The 21,101-nt window shown below is 31.3% G+C and carries 15 protein-coding genes, 4 tRNA genes and 1 riboswitch; of the genes, 11 read left to right on the top strand and 8 right to left on the bottom strand.

The window, feature by feature from the left end:
• Window position 1: 1 nt before the first annotated feature.
• Window positions 2–1,249 (top strand): YaiO family outer membrane beta-barrel protein, encoded by a 1,248-nt coding sequence (locus E4J94_RS00955; protein ID WP_135834032.1) that lies wholly within the window; start codon window positions 2–4, stop codon window positions 1,247–1,249.
• On the opposite strand, the gene E4J94_RS00950 is transcribed toward E4J94_RS00955, so the two are convergent.
• From E4J94_RS00950 to E4J94_RS00935, 4 genes are read right to left on the bottom strand one after another with little or no spacing between them, the layout of a single operon-like run.
• Window positions 1,246–4,674 carry a sulfatase-like hydrolase/transferase gene (locus E4J94_RS00950; RefSeq protein ID WP_135834031.1) on the bottom strand — a complete coding sequence of 1,143 codons (3,429 nt, stop codon included), beginning with the start codon at window positions 4,672–4,674 and terminating at the stop codon, window positions 1,246–1,248. The genes E4J94_RS00955 and E4J94_RS00950 overlap by 4 nt on opposite strands.
• A gap of 2 nt (window positions 4,675–4,676) precedes the next feature.
• Complete coding sequence (locus E4J94_RS00945; RefSeq protein ID WP_135834030.1) at window positions 4,677–5,741, bottom strand: HEAT repeat domain-containing protein; 1,065 nt, start codon at window positions 5,739–5,741, stop codon at window positions 4,677–4,679.
• A gap of 4 nt (window positions 5,742–5,745) precedes the next feature.
• Entirely contained in the window at window positions 5,746–6,102 is a 357-nt protein-coding gene (locus tag E4J94_RS00940; protein WP_135834029.1) for a response regulator transcription factor, read from the bottom strand.
• A gap of 11 nt (window positions 6,103–6,113) precedes the next feature.
• Complete coding sequence (locus tag E4J94_RS00935) at window positions 6,114–10,037, bottom strand: response regulator (protein ID WP_135834028.1); 3,924 nt, start codon at window positions 10,035–10,037, stop codon at window positions 6,114–6,116.
• A 147-nt stretch (window positions 10,038–10,184) separates the two neighbouring features.
• Here E4J94_RS00935 and E4J94_RS00930 point away from each other — a divergent pair, with 147 nt between their 5' ends.
• The 4 genes from E4J94_RS00930 (at window position 10,185) to cobC (ending at window position 13,389) form a co-directional block, all read left to right on the top strand.
• A complete protein-coding gene (locus tag E4J94_RS00930; protein ID WP_135834027.1) occupies window positions 10,185–10,826 on the top strand; it encodes a hypothetical protein in 642 nt (213 codons plus the stop codon).
• Between the two features lie 25 nt (window positions 10,827–10,851).
• Window positions 10,852–10,945, top strand: a riboswitch (adenosylcobalamin-variant (AdoCbl-variant) riboswitch).
• A 109-nt stretch (window positions 10,946–11,054) separates the two neighbouring features.
• Window positions 11,055–12,074: a nicotinate-nucleotide--dimethylbenzimidazole phosphoribosyltransferase gene (cobT, locus tag E4J94_RS00925; RefSeq protein ID WP_135834026.1), complete on the top strand. Its 1,020-nt coding sequence runs from the start codon at window positions 11,055–11,057 to the stop codon at window positions 12,072–12,074.
• On the top strand, window positions 12,068–12,844 hold the full coding sequence (locus tag E4J94_RS00920; protein WP_135834025.1) for an adenosylcobinamide-GDP ribazoletransferase: 777 nt from the start codon (window positions 12,068–12,070) through the stop codon (window positions 12,842–12,844). Before cobT ends, E4J94_RS00920 begins: the two co-directional genes overlap by 7 nt.
• Window positions 12,829–13,389 (top strand): alpha-ribazole phosphatase, encoded by a 561-nt coding sequence (gene cobC, locus E4J94_RS00915; protein ID WP_135834024.1) that lies wholly within the window; start codon window positions 12,829–12,831, stop codon window positions 13,387–13,389. The genes E4J94_RS00920 and cobC overlap by 16 nt, the downstream gene beginning before the upstream one ends.
• Window position 13,390: 1 nt before the next feature.
• On the opposite strand, the gene E4J94_RS00910 is transcribed toward cobC, so the two are convergent.
• The gene (locus tag E4J94_RS00910) at window positions 13,391–14,107 is read right to left on the bottom strand and encodes a DUF2071 domain-containing protein (RefSeq protein WP_135834023.1); all 717 of its coding nucleotides are present in this window, start codon (window positions 14,105–14,107) and stop codon (window positions 13,391–13,393) included.
• Window positions 14,104–14,436 (bottom strand): hypothetical protein, encoded by a 333-nt coding sequence (locus tag E4J94_RS00905; RefSeq protein ID WP_135834022.1) that lies wholly within the window; start codon window positions 14,434–14,436, stop codon window positions 14,104–14,106. The genes E4J94_RS00910 and E4J94_RS00905 overlap by 4 nt, the downstream gene beginning before the upstream one ends.
• Window positions 14,437–14,578: 142 nt before the next feature.
• On the opposite strand from E4J94_RS00905, the gene E4J94_RS00900 reads away from it, so the two are divergent.
• The 4 genes from E4J94_RS00900 (at window position 14,579) to E4J94_RS00885 (ending at window position 14,975) form a co-directional block, all read left to right on the top strand.
• Window positions 14,579–14,651 (top strand) — tRNA-Gly (locus E4J94_RS00900).
• Between the two features lie 31 nt (window positions 14,652–14,682).
• Window positions 14,683–14,766: transfer RNA gene (locus E4J94_RS00895), tRNA-Leu, on the top strand.
• 29 nt (window positions 14,767–14,795) lie between these two features.
• Window positions 14,796–14,868 (top strand) — tRNA-Gly (locus tag E4J94_RS00890).
• Between the two features lie 23 nt (window positions 14,869–14,891).
• Window positions 14,892–14,975, top strand: a tRNA-Leu gene (locus E4J94_RS00885).
• Between the two features lie 119 nt (window positions 14,976–15,094).
• Here the strand turns inward: E4J94_RS00885 and rho are convergent.
• The gene (gene rho / locus E4J94_RS00880) at window positions 15,095–16,744 is read right to left on the bottom strand and encodes a transcription termination factor Rho (protein WP_135834021.1); all 1,650 of its coding nucleotides are present in this window, start codon (window positions 16,742–16,744) and stop codon (window positions 15,095–15,097) included.
• Window positions 16,745–16,918: 174 nt separating this feature from the next.
• On the opposite strand from rho, the gene E4J94_RS00875 reads away from it, so the two are divergent.
• Together E4J94_RS00875 and E4J94_RS00870 are read left to right on the top strand one after the other, a co-directional pair.
• Window positions 16,919–17,332, top strand: a complete 414-nt coding sequence (locus E4J94_RS00875) for a DUF4293 domain-containing protein (protein ID WP_038332961.1) — start codon at window positions 16,919–16,921, stop codon at window positions 17,330–17,332.
• Between the two features lie 262 nt (window positions 17,333–17,594).
• Entirely contained in the window at window positions 17,595–19,781 is a 2,187-nt protein-coding gene (locus E4J94_RS00870; protein ID WP_135834020.1) for a glutamine synthetase III family protein, read from the top strand.
• A 64-nt stretch (window positions 19,782–19,845) separates the two neighbouring features.
• On the opposite strand, the gene E4J94_RS00865 is transcribed toward E4J94_RS00870, so the two are convergent.
• Window positions 19,846–21,039: a C1 family peptidase gene (locus E4J94_RS00865; protein WP_135834019.1), complete on the bottom strand. Its 1,194-nt coding sequence runs from the start codon at window positions 21,037–21,039 to the stop codon at window positions 19,846–19,848.
• Between the last annotated feature and the right edge of the window lie 62 nt (window positions 21,040–21,101).

Here is a 21,101-nt window from a genome sequence, read left to right as displayed (position 1 = left end):
CATGATTAAAAAATCATTTCTAAGAAAGACACTCTTTACTCTTACCTTTTTACCTTTATTTTCGTATAGCCAAGAATCGAAAAGTTCGGATGATTTATTTCAAGAAGCGCGTCACAAAGCTTTCGAAGAAAAAGATTATACAACTGCCAAGAAACTTGCATTACAAGCTTTATATCAATCGCCAGAATATACAGATATTGCTGTCTTTTTGGGACGAATATATACGTGGAATGATGAAAACGAAGAAGCCAGAAAAGTTTTTCAGAATGTTGAAAAAAACATGGATACTTCTACCGATTTCTATTTAGCTTATACATCACTTGAATATTGGAATGATAATTATACAGAAGCCGTTTCTATTATTGATCGTGGATTAATTAAATATCCTAAAAATGAAGAATTATTGTTATTGAAAGCTAAAGTTCTTAATTCGAACAATGCTTATGAAGAAGCTTCAAAAACAATCAAAGAATTATTAGCGATCAATCCTAAAAATACGGAAGCGAGAGAATTAGCAAATCGAATAGAAATCAATAATACTAAAAACGCAATTGGTGTTAATTACAATTACTCACATTTTGACAAACAATTTACAGATGATTGGCATCAAGTTTCGGTTAGTTATAAAAGACAAACTTCGATTGGTTCATTGATCTTTAAAGTAAATTACGCAAACAAGTTTAAAGATAACGGTGCTCAATACGAAGTAGAAGCTTATCCAAGACTTTCTAATACATTTTACATGTACGTTGGCGGTGGATATTCGGATAGTGATGGAATTTTCCCTAAATATCGCACAGGAGCATCTCTTTACGCTAATTTACCTAAAAGTTTTGAAGCCGAGTTAGGTTATCGTCAACTTCATTTTTCGGATGATGTTTGGATGTTTACAGGATCAATTGGGAAATATTATAAAAATTATTGGTTCAATTTACGTGCATTTGTAACGCCAAGTAACAACAATATTTCGCATTCGTATACATTTACAATGCGTTATTATACGGGTGATGCAAACAATTATTTAAGCTTAGCTATTGGTACAGGTATTTCGCCTGAAGATTTTAACAACAATCTTTTAGAAGATACAACTTACAAACTGAAATCCTTCAAAATTGGAGCAGATTATAATTTTTCGATCAATGATTTAAACTTAATTTCAATTGGTACGAATTATTACAATCAAGAATATCGTCCAAATCAAAAAGGAAATCAATTTGATGTAAGCGTTTCGTACAGTCGAAAATTCTAATTGATATAACGATTAAATATAGAATCAGGAACCATTTTTTGAGTATTTTTCAAAGAATGGTTTTTTGTTTTAAAGCTTTTTAATCGATTTTTCAACTCTGTTTCCATTTTCGAATTTTGTTCAACATCTTCGGTTAAATTCTTTTCGATTCGATATAATTTCCCTCCAGACAAATGATAATTCTGGAAAACATAATCATCCAAAATGTTTTTATTTTGCATTAACGGAACGCCTTGTTTTCGGTAATTCGCTTTACCATTTTCTAAATTCTGTCCCATCCAAGTCACGTAATTCGGTAATTTCAGTTTATACGAATCTCTAAAATATGTCACAAAAGTTGGCGCAACATCAAAATGCGTCACAATATTTGACATCTTTTTTGGTGTTTTCAACAAAGGAGAATAGACAATAATCGGAACATGAAAACGATCAATCTTTGTTTCCATCGGAACTTCAGGCATTCGATGATCTCCAGTAATAACAAAAATAGTTTGATTAAAATCTGAACGTTTTTGATAAGCTTCGAAAAAGTTTTTTACAGCTTCATCAACACTCAAAAAAGTAACCAATTGTTGTTTGTATTTTTTTACTGTCGTCAAAGTCGACGCATCATAATTTCGTGATTTAATCAACGTTTCAAACTGCTTATTATATTTCTCAACATTGTTTATTAAGAAAGGACTATGCGTCGCTAACGTCATCAAAACATTAAAATACGGTTGATTATTTTCTTTTTGCGTTGCTAAATATTTTTTTAATACTGAATGATCGTCAAATCCCCAAGAAAATCCATTATTTGACGGAATTTTAGCATAATTATTTTCGTAATCATTTTCATCAATAATTGTTTCAACACCCGAATAATTCAAGTATTTCGACATAAAATCAAAATCAGCATCACCACCGTAAAAATAACCAGTTTTATAACCATTACTTTTTAACAAATTATACAAATTGAAATGTTGAGGTAAGTTTTTTTGTTCCATAAAACCATTTTCAGCAAATGGCAAAGAACCCGTCAATCCAGGTAAAACTCCATATGTTCTTCCTGTCGTGCTTAATCCATTTTCCCAATACAAACTCTTTTTCGAAAGCTGATCGATATATGGTGTAAAAGAACCTAAATATGCACCTTCGTTACTAAAAGCTCGTCCCAAACCTTCAATCACAATAAAAACAACATTCGGTTTTTCTGTTGTTAGATTAAATTGATCCGCGAAGAAATTTTTGTTCTGATCTTGATATAAAAATTGATAATTGGTTTTGTCAAAATAATGTCGATTATCTTCATTATTTGAATTCGAATTTGAATTAAAAAAGTCAATTTCCGAAAGTTTATCTTCTGCATATTGTTCAATCGAATTTGAGAAAAAGTAAGACGACTTACTCAAAATTAGATTAGATGAAAACTCATCATTTTGAGTACTTTTCAAATATAAATTAATTGGAATAATAAGCGATAAAAAACTCAAAATTATTAATGGTAATTGAATAATTTTTTGATTGATTTTTAATCGATAACTGTAAATAAATATCGTTATTAAAATAGCAATTGCAACGATTGACAATACAATATTTATCGCATTTACAACGCCTGATGCGCCAATAATTAACTTCAATTCTTCGAACGTATAAGAAAACAAATCTGAACCTAATAAATTGAGTGTTGTTTGAAAATATTTAATCAATAAAATATTTGAAATAATTAAAAAAGAATACACAAAAATGATCCATTTTTTTGCCCAACTTATTGAATAAAATTGCAGTAAAAAATATATAAAACTTACCACAAAAATACTATCTAAAACAAAATCGATATTATGCGCAAATAAATCAAAAAATAGTGTTTGATTAGAATGCAGCGTCAAATTTTCTTGATAAAGATAAAATTCAAGAATTGTTGACAATCCAAAAAGTAACAAATAAACCAACGAAATAAACGTAGTTTGTTGAACTAAATTAATGAATCCAAGTTTCAATTTTTGCCAAATAGATAGTTCTTTTGCTTGATTTCCTCCAAAACCTTGTCGCGTCATTTCTCCCCACGAATTATTTTTTAGAAAGAAATCCTTCACACCTTTTACACCTGACAACACAACTAGCGGATGAAATGTAAAAGGCTCTATAAACGCAGTTAAAAATAATTTCGGAATATCGCCCTTTTTGTGATAAACGTTATACGTCATCAAATCAATCAGAATTGCATAAATCGAATATAAAACTCCATAAAGCAATACAAAAGCCATTAAAGGAAAGAAAATATGCCAATTAATTAATCCTAAAAAGAATAAAACAACGAAAATGATCCAACCAATATATTCGATAATTGGTCCTAAAAATTCGAAGAAAAACCAATACGGATAACTTATCATTCCAAGTTTTCCATATTTCGGATTGAAAAATAAAATACGATGTTTCCACAATGTTTCTATCGTTCCACGCATCCAACGATTACGCTGTTTGGTTAAAATTTCTTTACTTTCTGGCACTTCTGTCCAACAAAGCGGATCGGGAATATTAACCACTTTATAGGCTAATTTTTGTTTGTGCATATAGCGTCTCATTCGCACAACAAGCTCCATATCTTCACCAACTGTATCGTGATCGTAACCGCCACACTTGAGTACAATTTCACGATCAAAAGCACCAAAAGCACCCGAAATCAGCATCAAACCATTGGCGCGCGACCACGCCATTCTTCCCAAAAGAAATGCTCGAATATATTCTAACGCTTGCGCTCTTCCTAAACGTGTTTTTGGCAAATTAACATCAACAACTTTTCCGTCAACAATGGTACAATTATTCGCCAAACGAATAACTCCTCCACATGCAATTACTTTTGCTTTTGCTTCATCCATAAACGGTTTTGCAAGCTTCAGAATCGCATCTTGTTCTAAAATACAATCGACATCAATACAAACAATATAATCGTTTGTTGCAATATTAATTCCGACATTTAACGCATCCGATTTTCCTCCATTTACTTTGTCAACAATAATTAATTTTTTGAAAACAGGATTTGTACTTTTATAAATCGCATTAATTGGTTTCGTTTCGATATTTCCTTCAACGAAATAATCAATTTTAATCAAATCATACGCTTCAATTAATCGTTGCAACGAATCATCTTTGGAACCATCATTTACAATAATAATTTCGAGTTGATTGTAATACAACGACAACAAAGAACGCACGTTCTCCACAATCGTTGCACCTTCGTTATAAGCGGGCGCAATAAGACTAAAAGTTGGCGCATTTGGCGATGTTGCAATAAGCGAATAATCCGTAAAACTGTTTTTTCGGATATAAGATTTTATTGCACCTTTTGCATAAAAACCTATCCATCCATAGACTAAAATTAATAGGATTGAATAAAAAAGGAAGCCGTAAATAAAAAAATCGAAAGCCGTTTCTAGCCAATTCATGATTAGTTTTCTTGGATAATTTGATTAATAATTTGTTTTAATTCAGGAGAGTTTGATTGATGTGCAAGTTTTTGTAAATCGGTTTTTGAATAACAATTATTTAACGCTTTTACACTTGCTTTTTTGACAGAAAATGAAGGATTTTCCTTTGCTTGAGTTTCTAAAAATGTGTTATTTTCTGGATTAGAAATTTTATCTAAGGCTTTTAAAATTTGAATTTGAAACTTTTCGTTACACGTTTGATATTGTTCAATCAATAGTTTTGAAGTTGAATCATCTTCGATTCTGACTAATGTTTTAATTGTTTCTTCCACAACTTTTTCATCAGGATCAAACAAATTATCTGCGACTAAATCGTGCATTTGCAACAATTGAAACTTGCGAATTAATTTCATTGCAAGAATTTTCACACTTTGATTAGGTGATTTTAACCAATTCGAAATTATGATATCAACCTCATCATTATTCGGTAAAATTGTAATTGCATCCAACAACTTCAACTGTTGCCAATCCGTCAATTGTTCCTGTAAATTATCCAAAAAAAATAAACCTTCGAAACCAGAAAATTTTGCTAAACCATATTGCGCTTCAGATCGTACTAAATCATTTTTATGTTGTAACATACTTTTGATTTTTGGTAAAGTTTCAACATAATTCATAGCCGTAACTTCCTGTATTGCTTCAGCAATTTCATGTTTTTTTTGACTATTTAATTTCTGTAAGGATACTTTTTTTAATTGATAATAGTCAAATAAATTTTGGATACTCTCTTTTGAATTTCCAGAAAAATTTTGTTCCGCTTTTAGTAATTTTTTGATAAAATAATGTTTGAATGAACTTGATTTCAAATAATCCTTAAAATCAGTATTCGAATTGGATTGATCATCCAAAATTGTCTCATAAATTTCTTGATCAATAATAGCATTCCACTTATTTTTCTTTGTAATAATTTTATATTCAATTATACTTGTCAATAACGTATAAATAATTGTCAAAAAAAGTAAAATAAGTAGAATATAAATTCCTACGATTAACTCGGTATAGGTTATAATTTGTAGGATAATCATGCTTTTATTTTAGTAATTTCTTCACACGAACAGACAATTCAATAGGACTAAATGGTTTCACCATAAAATCATTTGCACCCAAATTAAATGCTTCCACCACCACATCTTCTTGCCCTAAAGAAGACAAAATAATCATTGGTGTTTCAGGATTTTTACTTTTTCTAACAGCACTAATAATCTCCAAACCAGACGCAAAAGGCATCATAATATCGGTAATAATCAAATCAATATCTTCAGTCTCAATCTTACTGATTGCTTCTTTTCCATTTCGTGTTAAAACAACTTCGTAACCTTCTTTTTTGAGTTTGTGCTCAATTGTTTTTAAAATCAATTCATCGTCTTCGGCAATTAAAATTTGCATAATATTGGTTTCTAAATTTTTTTTAAATAATTAATAACTAATTCTATTTCGGTTTTTGCTTTAATAATCAGTTGGTTTTCTTGTAGGTAATTGATTGAAGTTGATTTTTCTATTTGTTCGGTCAAATCAGCCAAAATTGTAAGTCCAGCCGTTTTTGCTGTTCCTTTTACTTTATGACCTAATTGATTTAATTCTTCTAAATTTTGTTTGTTGGAATAAGTTTCAAATTCTAGTATAGATTTTTCTAACTCATTAATAATTATTTTAATAAACGTTTTTCTAAACGATTCGTCATCTTTCGTATAATTATTTATCATCGAAAGATCAAGGTGATTTCCAAAATCGTTGGTTTCAATTTTTTCATTTTGAGAAAAGTCTAGCCATTTTTCTAGGACACCAAAAATATCTTTTTCTCGAATTGGTTTTGCTAAGAAATCATTCAATCCAGCATCAAGACATTTTTCCTTTTCGCCTTTTACATTTCCCGCTGTCACTGCTATAATCGGAGTTTCTTGAAAATTGTTTAATAAACGAATAAGCTTAGTTGCTTCAATACCATTCATTTCCGGCATTTGAATATCCATCAAGATTAAATCGACCTTGTTTTCTTGACAAATCGACACTGCCTCCACACCATTTGCAGCTGTATATAAAATAGAATTTGGCGCAACATTTTTGATGATTTGTTGATTTAAAGCCATATTTACTAAATTATCATCTGCAATTAAAATGTGAAATTGTTTCGAAAAATCTTGCGAAATTTCTTCATTATTTTCAATTTCTACGATTTGAATTTCTTTCGAATCAATAATTGTTTTACGCAGCGTATCAAACAATTCTTCTGACTTAATTGGTTTCAACAAACGCGAAGTAATTCCCAATTCTATTGCTTTCTGAATCAAAAATTCATCCTCAGAAGAACTATGCAATAACACTAAAGGAGTTTTTGTGTCCTTGGTTACGAAATACTCTTTTATCTTCTGAATTGTTTCCAAACCATTCAAAACTGGCATATGATAATCCATCAAAATAACATCGTAAACATCGCCATTCAAAACTTTCTGAAGAGCCTCCATTCCATTGTTCGCAATATCAGATGTTATATTTTTGAACTGCAACATATGCTGCAAAATCATTTGATTGCTTTGATTATCATCCACAATTAACACATGATTTATTTCGTCCAAATGATCAAATTGTTTCTTAATATTGTATTCGTAATCAACTTCTAAATCAAAGAAAAATGTAGAACCTTTATCTATTTCGCTATGTAATTCTAGATGACTTCCGAAATAATTTAGCAACTTATTCGAAATTGTTAAACCTAAACCTGTTCCGCCGAAACGCTTACTAATAGTACTATCTTCTTGTGTAAATGCATCGAAAATTTTGGATTGTTTTTCTGCTTTTATTCCAATTCCAGTATCACGCACAGAGAATCTCAATTTTGCTTTTTCACCTTTTATAATTGGTTCAACTTGACAAATTTTAAGTTCTATTTCTCCACTATCTGTGAATTTCACGGCGTTTCCAAGTAAATTGATTAACACTTGTTTCAATCGCGCTTCATCAATCCAAATAAATTGTGGTAAATTATTATCTATATTCAATAACAATTCTATTTTTTTGTTTTCGGCTTGATAAAGAATCACATTGATTACTTGATTTCCTAATTCGAACAAATTATTTTTATCTATCGAAACATCCATTCGACCTGATTCAATTTTGGAAAAATCTAAAATATCATTGATAATCGACAATAATGAATTTGCAGAATCATTAATGTAATTCAAATATTGTTTTTGAGTTGGATTAAGTGGCGTTTTCAACAATAAATCAGAGAAACCAATCACACCATTTAACGGCGTACGAATCTCGTGACTCATATTGGCTAAAAACTCAGACTTTGCTTTACTAGCAATATCAGCATTCTTTTTGGCTTTTTTAAGTTCTTTATTTTTCTTGACAGATTCTGTTATATTTTGCGAAAACATAATTAGACCACCAATCTGTTTTTTATTGATATACCAAGGATGAATCGCCCACGAATAGTGTTGATCCGTATCATATTTTGGTGTGCGATAAATAGTATCTTCATTCGAATAATTTTCGCCTTGCAAACAAGCCTCATAAATCGCTTTCCTTTCTGCTGGAACATTGTACATTTCGTAATGAGATTTTCCAATAATATTTTTCTTTTTTATTGCAAATTCATCACACCATTGATTACTTAATGTTAGATAATTCATTTCATTATCAAACATTGCAACAGAAGCAGGTACGTGATTAATAAACGTTTCGAAAATGGCTTTTTGTCTTGTCAACTCTAAAGTATAACGTTTCCTCTCATTAATATCCTGAAAAATTCCAAAAACGCTAACACATTCTTCATTTAAGAATTCTGGAATTCCTTTACATCTTACCCAAATTGTTTTTCCTTTTTGGGTAACAATCTGCAATTCCATATCATATTCGATTCCTTTTTCTACCGCATCTTTAAAGGCTTTCTTTATTTTTGGATAACTATTTTTTGCTTCGTAAAAATTAAGTGCATTTTCTACATTTGGTTCATAATCTGGTTCAACTTCATGGATTTTTTTCGTTATATCAGCCCAAATTAATTTTTGCTTAACTAAATCATATTTCCAACCTCCTACATTCGCAACTTCGTACGTATGATCTAGCAACTGACGAACACGATTTAGATCTCTTTCCAACAAAGTTCTTTGTGTCATATCTACAGCAGTACTCATTACAACAGGATTTCCTTCGTTATCTTTGTCTAAAATATTGCTGTACAACCAATATGTTAATGAACCATCTTTTTTTATTAAACTCATTAAACCAGAATCTTGCTTCTTGTTAGAAATCGTTTCGATATATTTTTGATATTCTTTATGATTAGGTTTTGGAATCAACTTTTTTAGATTCAAATCTTTTGCTTCTTCTTTCGAATAGCCCATAGATTCTAATCCTGTCTTATTTATTGACAAAATATTTCCATCCAAATCATGAATAGTCATCAAACCAAGTGAAGAATTGAAGAAATTTCTAAACTTACGTTCGCTATTTTCTAATTCTATTTTCTTCGAATTTTCAAGTGTAATATCTCGCCCAAAGAGGAAGATTTCGTTGTCAATTTTTAAATTTGATTTTGTGTACCATTCCACTAACTTTTCTTCTTTTGATTCAATAGAAGACATTAAACATTTGAAATGTATAGAACCTGAATTATTTTTTAAGTCAGATAAAAATGTTTGCACTTTGTTCTTATCTTTTTCAGAGACAAAATCTACAAAACTTTTCTCCACAATGTGAGATTCTTTTTTTATCTCCAAAACTTCTTTGAAAGCAGGGTTTATAGATCTTAAAATACCATTAATATCAGCAACTCCAATCAAGTTATTCGATATTTTGTAAATATTTTGAAAGTAAGTGGCGTCTTTTTTTCGTTTTTTACTGACTAATAGTTTTGTGATATTTTTCCCAAGTTGAATCAATAAATTTCGTTGTTTTTCATCCAAGGTTCTTGGATAATGATCGTTTACACACAAAGTTCCCAATACATTTCCATTGTCATCAATCAAGGGAACACCAGCGTAAAACTGAATATTTGCAGCTTTTACTCCAACAATATTTTTTGCAGGTCCAAATTTCGTTACATCATCAATCACCAAAATTTCTTCTTCCATTAAAGAAAATTGACAAATCGTTTGTTGACGCGGAACAATATCTACCTCAATCCCGCAATTTGCCTTAATTACTTGATAATTTTCATCAAAAACAGAAACCAAGGCAATTGGTGCATTACAAATTAAACTCGCAGCATTTGCAAATACCTCTAACTCTTCGTCTTTGTCATGTGCTTGCAAATTATAATCGTAAACAGCTTGCAATCTTTGCTTTTCGTTCGCGGGGATGGGGAAATTTTCCATTTAAATAATAGCTATTTTAAAAGTAAAGTAGAGAGGTTAAAGATATTATATAATTACAAATATTTAAAATCAATTATTTTAAAAAAAATCAAACCAACCTTTTGTTTCACAAAATCATCTCTATGATATATCTAAACTTTAAAAAATATGAAAATCACAATTCCAATTTCTTGCAAAGAAAAATTAACAAACGAAAATTTCTGCGCGAAATGTCAGCATAAAATTACTGACTTTTCTAATTTGACAAATGATGAAATTTCGAATGAATTTCAGAAAAGTAACGTTCATTGTGGTGTTTTTCATCCAAGTCAATTAGGTCAAAATTTTTTCAAAAAAACGATTTCTAACGTCATCATTTTTTCAGCTTTAGGTTTAATGACTTCTTCAGTGCAAGGACAAGATAAAATTACTTGTACAGAACCTTTAGCGCCTAAAAATGATTCGATTCAGGTTGAGAGAATTTCGTTTAGATTGATTGTTGATAAAACTTCTAACTCAAAAATACAGCAATTTTCTACTTTCCGATTGTTGATAAATAATGAGGTTGTAAAACAAAGCTTGAAAGTAGGAGAAGAGTATACGATAAAATTTGATGTACACAAAGGTTTGCTAATTGATATCAGATTAGCCTCAAATGAAAATAACGTAGAAATTACTAAAAGTTATACAAAACAAAACTTACCAAAAAAAGTGAAAGTAAGTTCGAATGATTTTATAATGGAACCGATGATTATGGGAAAAATTTCAATTGCTCCTATGGTTAAAGAAAAAGTTGTGGTTACAGAATAGTTTTTTGCTTTTATGATTATTTCATTATCTTAGTTGCATAAAAGGGAATCGAGTGTAAATCTTGAGCTGTCGCGCAACTGTAAGTAGTAAAAACTATAAGCCAGACCACTTTTTAGATGATGCTTTCGCGATTGAAGCTCAATCAAAACTACATGTATTTTATTATTTGTTGAATTGATTGTACTTGATTTCGGAAGCATTTTTTATTAAAATATAGTTTAGTACAAAATGCAAAAAGAAGAAATTCAACACATTATTGATCTTAAAACAAAACCGCTAGGAGCTTTGGGTTTATTAGAAAAAATCGCGCTTAAAATTGGTTTGGTTCAACAAAAAAATCATTTAGAATTAATAAAACCTCATTTAATTGTTTTCGCAAGCGATCACGGAATTTCACAATCTGGTGTTAGCGCGTATCCTGCGGAAGTTACACCTCAAATGGTTTTCAATTTTTTGAATAATGGAGCTGCAATTAATGTTTTTTGTAATCAAAATGAAATTGATTTAACCATTGTAGACGCTGGTGTAAATTATGAATTCGAGGATTATTCGGTTTTGAAAAATTGTAAAGTAGCTAAATCAACCAAAAATTTCTTGTACGAACCTGCAATGACCTTAGATCAACTTGAACAATGTTTTGATTATTCGAAGACAATTGTGGACGAAATCGCTCAAAACGGAACAAATATTATTGGTTTTGGCGAAATGGGAATTGGGAACACTTCTTCTGCATCGATGCTTGTACATTATTTAACTGATTTACCACTTGAGCAATGTGTAGGCCGTGGAACTGGATTGAATGATGAGCAATTGCAGAATAAAATCAATATTTTAAATGAAACGAAGAATATGCATGGAAAAATTACTGATCCAAAACAAATTTTAGCCACTTTTGGTGGTTTCGAAGTTGCGCAAATGACGGCTGCAATGTTATCTGCTTACGAACATAATATGTTGTTGATGATTGATGGGTATATTGCTTCGGCTGCGATTTTGGTTGCGTCTAAATTAAAACCAGAAATTCTAAATAATGCTACTTTCTGTCATCAAAGTGATGAATCTGGACATCAATATTTATTGAATTATTTCAATGAAGAACCAATTCTAAACATCAATTTGCGCGTCGGCGAAGGAACGGGTTGTGCGTTAGCTTATCCAATTATCAAAAGTGCGGTAAATTTTTACAATGACATGGCAAGTTTCGAATCTGCAGGCGTAAGTAACAAAGAAACTGAAGTAGAATGCTAAAAAAAGAAATCACTTATTTTTTAACCGCATTGATGTTTTTTACACGAATTCCAATTCCGTTTAAAATTCCATATAGCAACGAAATCATGAATCAATCACAAAAATATTACGCAGCAATTGGATTATTAGTTGGCGCTTTCAATGCATTGATTTATACGATTTGCCAATTTATTTTACCTGTTGATATTGTCATTATTATCACAATGATTGCAAGCGTTTTATTGACTGGAGCCTTTCACGAAGATGGTTTTACCGATGTTTGCGATAGTTTTGGAGGCGGTTATGGCAAAGAAAAAATCTTGACAATTATGAAAGATAGCAGAATTGGAGCTTACGGTGTCATTGGCGTTATCTTATTGTTGTTATTGAAATTCTCATCTCTTCAACACATTGCAGAAAATAATTTTTGGTTGATGATTTTTACTTTAATTTCAGCACATTCGGTTAGTCGTTTTTTTTCTGGAATGATGATTCATACGCACGAATATGTGACAGATATCGACAAAAGTAAATCGAAACCGATGGCAAACAAAGCGCTTCCGATAAAAAACCTTGTCATTAGTTTTCTTTTCTGTCTTGTGCCTTTTATTGTTTTTGGTGAATGGAAATTCTTGTTGATTTTACCACTTTGTTACATAGGGAAAGTTTATTTGGGTTGGTATTTCAAAAAATATATTGGCGGATATACGGGGGATTGCTTGGGAACAGTGCAACAAGTTACCGAAGTTTTGTTTTATCTTGGCGTTTTAATTCTATGCAAGTTTCTGTAATTCGACATACAAAAGTTAATGTTCCTTCATCGGTTTGTTGCGGGCAAACTGATGTGGAATTAGCTGATGCTTTTCATCAAGAAGTCGTACAAATTCATACTAAAATTGAAAACGACTTTGAGATAATTTTTTCAAGTCCATTAAGTCGTTGTAAACGATTGGCAGAAACTTTCTCGAATGAAATTATTTTTGATGATCGATTAAAAGAATTCAATTTTGGGGATTGGGAAATGAAATCGTGGAACGAAATTCCTTCGGAAGAAATAGAACCTTGGTACGCCGATTTTGTCGAAACTAAAACGCCAAATGGCGAATCGATGCAAGAAATGTCAGAACGACTTTTTCATTTTATGGACGAATTACGAAATGTTCAACATGAAAAAGTATTAATCGTTACGCATGGAGGAATCATTCGTTTAATGTGGTGTTATGTACTACAAATCCCAATCAAAAATGCATTCAAAATACCTGTAAATTATGGTGAAATATTTCAGTTTAATTTAGGAAAAATGAATGAAGAAGATTTTATTTTAAGGAAAGAGTAGATTACAGACATTTTATCTTTTCTAACGACTTCCATTCATGCTCGATATTGGTCATCAGAATTGCGTTATCAAACTGAACAGAACCTTTTGGAAAGATTGTTTCATCTTCAAAAAAACTTGATTTTACATGTAAAACTTCCAAAGGTTTCACTTCCCAATTGTAGGTTTCAAGTTTTAAACCTTCAAAATTATTTCCATTTGGAGAATAACCGACAGAACCATTCTCAAAGAATTTTGAAACTTCATTCAACGTTTCGAAAATCGAATTAGAATTAAATTCAACAGATTTTTTCGCATCAATTTCAATTTGCGTATCATCAGAACTCGTGAAATCTAAATGATAATCATCGTTTTCTTCTATAACATTAAACTTCGCAAAATAATGTTTACCACGAAAAATTCGACCACCAACAAGTGCATTCAATTTTAGCGAAGTATCTCTTCTCGGAATATATACACCTTCTTTTGTCACGCCATTCTCTTCCCATTCAACTGCAATTCGATGCGCTGCATTTTCAGAATTCACTCCTATAAAATCAGGCAAGCCTTTTGGTTTTATATCTTTTAATCGAATCAAACAAATTCCAGCTATTGCTTTTCCTTTGTACAATTTTAGACGAAAAGGTTGAGGTAAAATCGTCTCAATATATTGCGGTTCTATACAAAAATTGATTAACATTCTGCGCTCTATAATTCCATGAATTGTGGGAATTTTCATAATTCGATTTTATTATTTTCAATAAATTCATTAATAATTGATTTTAAATTTCTTGTTATATCAAGCTCTAAAATATCTTTTATTGACATTAAGCTTTCTGCTTTCCAAGCGTTATTTATAAAATTATATGAATCTAATTTAGAAACTAAATTTTGATAAAAAATATCGTCACCAATTTCCATTTCAACTTTATTTATAAAATCATTTATTGTAATTGATTCTTCGAGCCAATCATTTTCTGCATCAAAAAGTTTAATTGCAATTGTAAAATCAACTTTTGACTTGAAATTATTTCGTTCAATTAATATCGATAATTCATCAAATGTCATTTAAATTATATTTTTATCTAATTTCTCAAAAAAAATCAACAAGTCAAATGTTTCAAAATTAAATTATTAGAAAAAGTTATGAAATTAATTTAAAAAATACTTGCAAAAGTAATCTTAATGATCTTATATTTGCACTCGCAATGCGGGAATAGCTCAATTGGTAGAGCGTCAGCCTTCCAAGCTGAATGTTGCGAGTTCGAGTCTCGTTTCCCGCTCTTTGAAATATAAGATTCAAAATCAAATTTTGCCTTGGTGGTGGAATTGGTAGACACGCAGGACTTAAAATCCTGTGTCCATTAGGACGTGCGGGTTCAAGTCCCGCCTGAGGTACTTTTTTAATTTGATTTTGCAATTTACACGCGGGAATAGCTCAATTGGTAGAGCGTCAGCCTTCCAAGCTGAATGTTGCGAGTTCGAGTCTCGTTTCCCGCTCAACTTCTTTCTTAGAAGTGGATGCCTTGGTGGTGGAATTGGTAGACACGCAGGACTTAAAATCCTGTGTCCATTAGGACGTGCGGGTTCAAGTCCCGCCTGAGGTACAACAAAGCTCAAGAATTTATTTTCTTGGGCTTTTTTATTGTTTATATTTTTCATAAAATGTAACAAAAAACCACCTAAAGTTATTTAGGTGGTTTTTGAAATTATAAGTTGTAATAAATTACTTATTCATAGAGATTAAAAACTCTTCGTTAGAGCGCGTATGTTTGATACGGTCGTGTAAGAATTCCATTGCTTCTACAGGATTCATATCCGATAAATGGTTGCGAAGAACCCACATCAATTGTTGTGTTTTATCGTCTAATAACAAATCATCTTTACGTGTAGAAGAACTTACCAAATCAATCGCAGGGAAAATACGTTTATTCGAAATCTTACGATCCAATTGTAATTCCATGTTACCTGTTCCTTTAAATTCCTCGAAAATAACTTCATCCATTTTAGAACCTGTATCAATCAATGCAGTTGCAATAATTGTTAAAGAACCTCCATTTTCGATGTTACGAGCCGCTCCAAAGAAACGTTTTGGTTTGTGTAACGCATTTGCATCAACACCACCCGACAACACTTTACCAGAAGCTGGAGAAACAGTGTTGTAAGCACGTGCCAAACGCGTAATCGAATCTAAAAGAATCACCACATCATGTCCACATTCTACCATACGTTTTGCTTTCTCTAAAACGATATTCGCAACTTTTACATGGCGATTTGCTTCCTCATCAAACGTAGACGCAATAACTTCTCCGTTTACTGAACGTTTCATATCTGTTACCTCTTCCGGACGCTCATCAATTAATAAAACAATCAAATAAACTTCTGGATGATTTTGTGCAATTCCATTCGCAATATCTTTCAATAATGTTGTTTTACCCGTTTTTGGTGGTGCCACAATCATCCCACGTTGACCTTTACCTATTGGTGTAAATAAGTCAATCACGCGATTTGATAAAGATTTAGAATTACTTAAATTGAATTTCTCGTTAGGGAAAAGTGGAGTTAAATGCTCAAAAGCGATACGATCACGTACATAATCTGGCGTACGACCGTTGATTTCTTTGATTTTGATTAAAGGAAAATATTTTTCACCTTCTTTCGGAGGGCGTACTTCTCCTGTGATTGTATCACCCGTTTTTAATCCAAATAATCTAATTTGAGATTGAGAAACATACACATCATCAGGTGATGATAAATAATTAAAATCTGATGAACGTAAAAAACCATAATTATTATCTGGTAAAATCTCTAATACACCTTCTGTTTGTATAATTCCATCAAATTCATAATTCGCAGCACGATATTTATTTTTTTGATTGTTGTGGTGATTATTTTGTTGAGATTGATCGTTTTGATTACGATTATCAGATTGATTATTTTTCTTCTGATTCTGATTATTTTGGTTATTCTTTTTCAGATCTTGGCTTTTGTTTGCACGTTCCTGAAATTTATTAACGCGAGGATTATTTTCTTCTTTTCTTTCTGTTTCGGTAGAAGTATTTTCAACTTTTTCAGTTTTTACTTCTTCTGCAACAGCCTCTTTTTGTTGAACTTCTCCTTCTGAATTTTGAACTCGTTTGCGTTTCGGTTTCTTTTCTTCTGTAGGTAGATTTTCAGCTTTATCTTTTTTGGCAGGTTTTGTATCTGCTTTAGCTTCAACTTTTTCCTCAACCTTTGGTTGACTGTTGATAAAACCTAAAACAGCGTCTAACAATTCGCCTTTTTTTAATTTCTTATACCCATCGATTTTCAGTTGCTCTGCAACTTGTTGTAAATCTGGTAATTTGAATGATTTTAATTCTTCGATATCAAACATAATCCTATAATGAAGGTATTAATGTGTTTATATTTTTTTATTCAATAAAGTAATTGGGAATCATAACAATAGAATTGTTATAAAGCGTATAAATTTGAGATTTATTAATGCAATAGTACGAATAATTATAAAAACTCAAAAAGTTTTTTTACATTTGTATTCGAAATTTAAGAAATGATTCAAAGAAAGCAAAGTATATATTTATTCTTAAGTGGAATAATTTCGAGTATATTCGCCATGAATTTTGATAAGCTGTTTGATATTCCATTAAATTGGTTACAAAATCCGGAGAAAGGAGATTACATTTTTTCGTTAGCCTTTTTCTCATCAGCTTTAATTTCATTTTTAACCATTATGTTTTTCAAAAAACGTAAGTTACAAATTAGCTTAGGATGGTTAAACATTATTTTGAATGTTTTATTAATTGGTTCTTTTGTATATTGTCTATTAACATTACCTGGAGAAGGAAATTCTGAGAAAGGTATTTGGGCATTAGTTCCTTTAGCTTCGATTGTGCTTCTGTCAATTGCCAATCGTTTGATTAAGAAGGATGATGATCTTGTAAAATCAGTAGACCGTTTCAGATAGACCAAAAACTTTTTATATTATGAGTGTCTAAAAGCAGTTTCAAGCAATTGAAACTGCTTTTTTCGTTTAAGGAAGTTTATTCGAATGTTAAATAAAAATTAATTTTATACTAATGTTTTAAAAATTCAGGCTAAAACAAAGGGGTATTGAATTTATTTGTAATTAAATTTTAATTCAACCCCTAAAAAATTAGGGGTGTTTTTATTTTGTGTTTAATTTTTATTTATTTTTGCATCATAAAACAACACAAAGTAATTTTCTTATGACATCATTTCGTTTTGAAGCATTAAAAGCCGCAAGCAATCGCAAACCGGTAGCTGTACCTGAATTAGGGAAAAAATCAGAAATTTTTGGAAGCAATGTTTTCAATGACAAAGCAATGCGTCAACATTTAACTTCAGAAGCATATAAAGCTGTTCGTTCTGCAATGGATTATGGTACTAAAATCGACCGTAAAATGGCAGATTTTGTTGCTTTAGGAATGAAAGAATGGGCGATGAGCAAAGGAGTAACACACTATACGCACTGGTTTCAGCCATTAACAGGGACAACAGCGGAAAAACATGATGCTTTTTTCGAAACTTCATTTGATGGAGCGGATCCTGTAGAAAAATTTAGTGGATCATTATTAGTTCAACAAGAACCAGATGCATCTTCTTTTCCAAATGGAGGAATCCGTAATACATTCGAAGCGCGTGGATATACAGCTTGGGATCCAACTTCTCCAGCATTTATTTTCGGAACAACATTATGTATTCCGACAGTATTTGTTTCGTACACAGGAGAAGCTTTAGATAATAAAACACCTTTATTGCGAGCGCTTTTATCAATTGATGAAGCAGCTACAGAAGTGGCGAAGTTCTTCGATAAAAATGTGAAGAAAGTAACCCCGACTTTAGGTTGGGAACAAGAATATTTCTTAATTGATGATGCTTTAGCGGCTTCTCGTCCAGATATTTTACAAACAGGTAGAACATTGTTAGGACATGTTTCAGCAAAAGGTCAACAATTAGAAGATCATTATTTTGGTTCGATTCCTACGCGTGTTTTAAATTATATGCGCGATTTGGAGAATGAATGTATGTTGTTGGGAATTCCAGTAAAAACTCGTCACAACGAAGTTGCTCCAAATCAATTTGAGTTAGCGCCAATTTTCGAAGAAACGAATTTAGCAGTTGACCACAATTCATTGTTAATGGATGTGATGCAAAAAGTGGGTGAGCGTCATCATTTTAAAGTATTATTCCACGAAAAACCTTTCAAAGGAGTTAATGGATCTGGAAAGCACAATAACTGGTCGTTAGCAACAGATACTGGAGTAAATTTATTAGCACCAGGAAAAACGCCAAACAGCAATTTACAGTTTTTAACGTTCTTTATTAATACCATCAAAGCAGTTTCAATTTACGAGGAATTGTTACGTGCTTCTATCGCTTCTGCTTCTAATGACCATCGTTTAGGTGCAAATGAAGCTCCTCCGGCAATTATTTCGATTTTTATTGGTCAACAATTGACAAAAGTATTGGAAGAGTTAGAAGGTGTTTCGACAGGGAAATTATCTCCAGAAGAAAAAACTGATTTAAAATTAAACGTTGTTGGAAAAATTCCAGATGTTTTATTAGACAATACAGACAGAAACAGAACTTCTCCTTTTGCTTTTACAGGAAATAAATTCGAGTTCCGCGCTGTAGGATCGACTGCAAACTGTGCAAATGCAATGACAACCTTGAACGCAATTGTAGCAAAACAATTGATTGATTTCAAAAAAGAAGTTGATGCTTTGGTTGAAACAGGTTTGAAAAAAGACGAAGCAATTTTCAATGTTTTACGTGAATATATAAAAGAAACGAAGAATATATTATTCGAAGGTGACGGATACAGCAAAGAATGGGAAGAAGAAGCGGCTCGTAGAGGATTGTCAAATCACAAGACAACACCATCTGCTTTAAAAGCAAAAGTTTCTCAAAAATCGTTGGATTTATTTTCTGAGCTTAATGTGATGAACAACACAGAAGTTGAAGCGCGTTACGAAATCGAATTAGAAGATTATATCAAGAAAATTCAGATTGAAGGTCGTGTTTTAGGTGATATTGTGAGAAATCATATTATTCCGACAGCTTTTAAATATCAAAACATATTGATCAAAAACATTAAAGGATTCAAAGATATTTTTGGAGATGGTTATGAAGAATATGCAGGTGAACAATTAATCATTTTGAAGAAAATTTCGATGCATGTAAATGAATTAAATGCAAAATTGCACTTGATGATGGATGCACGTAAAGAAGCAAATGTGGTTGAATCTTTAGAAGAAAAAGCACATGCTTATTGTGATAAAGTAAAACCATATTATGATGAAATTCGTTATCACGCAGATAAGTTAGAATTAATGGTCGATAACGAATACTGGGTTTTAACAAAATACAGAGAATTGTTATTTACGAGATAATATTTCAAATGATTAAAAAAACCGATGATAATATCATCGGTTTTTTTGTTTAAGAAGATAATAATTAGATTCCTAATTTTTTCAACGTTTGTTTTTGAACACCGTTTTTGTGAACTAAAATATTTGTTGTTTTGTACTGAACAAAAGCTTTTGTTACATAAAGATATCCTTCGTAATCGTTAGTTAAACCCCAAGAGTTTTTCACGATGTAGTAATCTTTTCCGTTTTGATCTTTCGCAATACCAACAATGTGCATTCCGTGATCATCAGTTGTTTGGTAATCATCAAAAGCAGCTTGACGCATATCCTCTGTAATTACTTTTTCTGGTTTTGGACCTTTGAACATATCAGCTTTTTGTTGAGCATTCATATCTGCAAAATCAACTTCTGGTACATACGCTACACCATTTTTCCAGCTAAATCCTTTTTCAGAAACGTCCGTTGCCCAAGCAACTGTAAATCCGTTTTTCAAAGCATAGTCAATGTTATCTGTCATTTCTGTCATTGGGACATTATAAAAAGATTCGTACGCCCAATTATCAGGAATTGCTAATACAAATGGTTTGTAATAGTTATGATCTTTGAAAGATGTAATCGCAACATAATCGTTTGGATTAATTCCTACCACTTGATCAGCAAATGTACGTGGTGTATATTTTTTTCCGTTGTACGTGAACTCTTTTGGATATTCTCCTAAATAGCTATCTAAAACAGCTGTATAAGCTTTCTCCCAGTTAGGTGTTAATTTTCCATTTGGATTAGAAACAACAGCTTTCAAAACTCCTTCTTGAATTGCAGCCATTTCACCAAATTGGTTAATTTTAGTTCCATAATTTAGACCTGTATAAGCTTCAACAGGAACAGCCCCGTATTTTTTGATTGTATTTAAAACATCAAAAAAACCACCTCCGTCACCTAAAGTTGTTGCTCCATGCATACGAACATATTGTTTACCTTTTTCAACATATGTGTTTCTTGCATTGAAAATTGGAGACAATTGAATAGGTTGTTTTCCCATTCTTAACATTTCTGATTCGAAGAAAGAATTTCCAGAATATGACCAACAAGTTCCTGAAGAACCTTGGTTTTCTACTGGAGTTTTAGCCAAATTTATAACATCTGTAAATTTGAATGCTTCTTTACTATTTTCACTAACGTTTTTGTTTAATGAATTAACTAAATTGTCTTGTGCAGATACCAATTGAGCTGAAGCTAAAAATAAAGCTGAAGCTAAAATTGGATAAAAAATTTTACGCATTTTTAAATTCTTTTGTGTGAGTATTTTTTATTAGTAGCTAATTTCATAAAAAAGTTAACAAT

Source organism: Empedobacter tilapiae (genome assembly GCF_004785645.1).
GTDB lineage: Bacteria > Bacteroidota > Bacteroidia > Flavobacteriales > Weeksellaceae > Empedobacter > Empedobacter tilapiae.
The sequence above is the reverse complement of the archived record's forward strand: the minus strand, read 5'-3'. Positions and strand labels throughout refer to the sequence as shown.

Bases quoted from the DNA above. Each gene is read 5' to 3' on its own strand.
- E4J94_RS00955 (WP_135834032.1), top strand. From the start codon at position 2: ATGATTAAAAAATCATTTCTAAGAAAGACACTCTTTACTCTTACCTTT.
- E4J94_RS00950 (WP_135834031.1), bottom strand. From the start codon at position 4,674: ATGAATTGGCTAGAAACGGCTTTCGATTTTTTTATTTACGGCTTCCTT.
- E4J94_RS00945 (WP_135834030.1), bottom strand. From the start codon at position 5,741: ATGATTATCCTACAAATTATAACCTATACCGAGTTAATCGTAGGAATT.
- E4J94_RS00940 (WP_135834029.1), bottom strand. From the start codon at position 6,102: ATGCAAATTTTAATTGCCGAAGACGATGAATTGATTTTAAAAACAATT.
- E4J94_RS00935 (WP_135834028.1), bottom strand. From the start codon at position 10,037: ATGGAAAATTTCCCCATCCCCGCGAACGAAAAGCAAAGATTGCAAGCT.
- E4J94_RS00930 (WP_135834027.1), top strand. From the start codon at position 10,185: ATGAAAATCACAATTCCAATTTCTTGCAAAGAAAAATTAACAAACGAA.
- cobT (WP_135834026.1), top strand. From the start codon at position 11,055: ATGCAAAAAGAAGAAATTCAACACATTATTGATCTTAAAACAAAACCG.
- E4J94_RS00920 (WP_135834025.1), top strand. From the start codon at position 12,068: ATGCTAAAAAAAGAAATCACTTATTTTTTAACCGCATTGATGTTTTTT.
- cobC (WP_135834024.1), top strand. From the start codon at position 12,829: ATGCAAGTTTCTGTAATTCGACATACAAAAGTTAATGTTCCTTCATCG.
- E4J94_RS00910 (WP_135834023.1), bottom strand. From the start codon at position 14,107: ATGAAAATTCCCACAATTCATGGAATTATAGAGCGCAGAATGTTAATC.
- E4J94_RS00905 (WP_135834022.1), bottom strand. From the start codon at position 14,436: ATGACATTTGATGAATTATCGATATTAATTGAACGAAATAATTTCAAG.
- rho (WP_135834021.1), bottom strand. From the start codon at position 16,744: ATGTTTGATATCGAAGAATTAAAATCATTCAAATTACCAGATTTACAA.
- E4J94_RS00875 (WP_038332961.1), top strand. From the start codon at position 16,919: ATGATTCAAAGAAAGCAAAGTATATATTTATTCTTAAGTGGAATAATT.
- E4J94_RS00870 (WP_135834020.1), top strand. From the start codon at position 17,595: ATGACATCATTTCGTTTTGAAGCATTAAAAGCCGCAAGCAATCGCAAA.
- E4J94_RS00865 (WP_135834019.1), bottom strand. From the start codon at position 21,039: ATGCGTAAAATTTTTTATCCAATTTTAGCTTCAGCTTTATTTTTAGCT.